Annotated in this window: 1 protein-coding gene; it reads left to right on the top strand. The window is 43.1% G+C overall.

What is annotated here, in order from left to right:
- A partial coding sequence (locus tag TD18_RS17280; protein ID WP_040254851.1) for a hypothetical protein occupies positions 1–1,014 on the top strand: 1,014 nt, incomplete at both ends.

Below are 1,014 nucleotides of genomic sequence, written 5' to 3'. Positions count from 1 at the left end.
CTACGGAAGATATTACAGTCAGTGAAGCAGGAACCTACACTTTAACGGTTACAGATAATGACAATGGTTGTTCAGCAATGAGCAGTGCAGATGTTACTGAAGATGAAAATTCTCCAACAGCAGATGCAGGATTAAATGCAGAACTGACTTGCACAACTTTGGAAGTGACTCTTGATGGCTCAGGAAGTTCTACAAATCCAGATGCAGATTTATCGTACTTATGGAGTGGACCGAATGGTTATTCAGCATCTACGGAAGATATTACAGTCAGTGAAGCAGGAACCTATACTTTAACGGTTACGGATAATGACAATGGTTGTTCAGCAATGAGTAGTGCAGATGTTACGAAAGATGAGAATTCTCCAACAGCAGATGCAGGCGCAAATGCAGAACTGACCTGTACAACTTTGGAAGTGACTCTTGACGGCTCAGGAAGTTCCACAAATCCAGATGCAGATTTAAGCTATTCATGGAGTGGACCAAATGGCTATTCAGCGGCTACGGAAGATATTACAGTCAGTGAAGCAGGAACCTATACTTTAACAGTTACAGATAATGATAATGGTTGTTCAGCAATGAGTAGTGCAGATGTAACTGAGGATTCTGAAAAGCCTTCAGCAGACGCAGGCGCAAATGCAGAACTGACTTGTACAACACTTGAAGTGACTCTTGACGGCTCAGGAAGTTCCACAAATCCAGATGCAGATTTAAGCTATTCATGGAGTGGACCAAATGGCTATTCAGCGGCTACGGAAGATATTACAGTCAGTGAAGCAGGAACCTACACTTTAACGGTTACGGATAATGATAATGGCTGTTCAGCAATGAGTAGTGCAGATGTAACTGAGGATTCTGAAAAGCCTTCAGCAGATGCAGGCGCAAATGCAGAACTGACTTGTACAACTCTGGAAGTGACTCTTGACGGCTCAGGAAGTTCCACAAATCCAGATGCGGATTTAAGCTATACATGGAGTGGACCAAATGGCTATTCAGCGGCTACGGAAGATATTACAG

Source organism: Psychroserpens mesophilus, from assembly GCF_000826645.1.
Classification (GTDB): domain Bacteria; phylum Bacteroidota; class Bacteroidia; order Flavobacteriales; family Flavobacteriaceae; genus Psychroserpens; species Psychroserpens mesophilus.
This window is presented reverse-complemented; position numbering and strand designations above follow the sequence as displayed.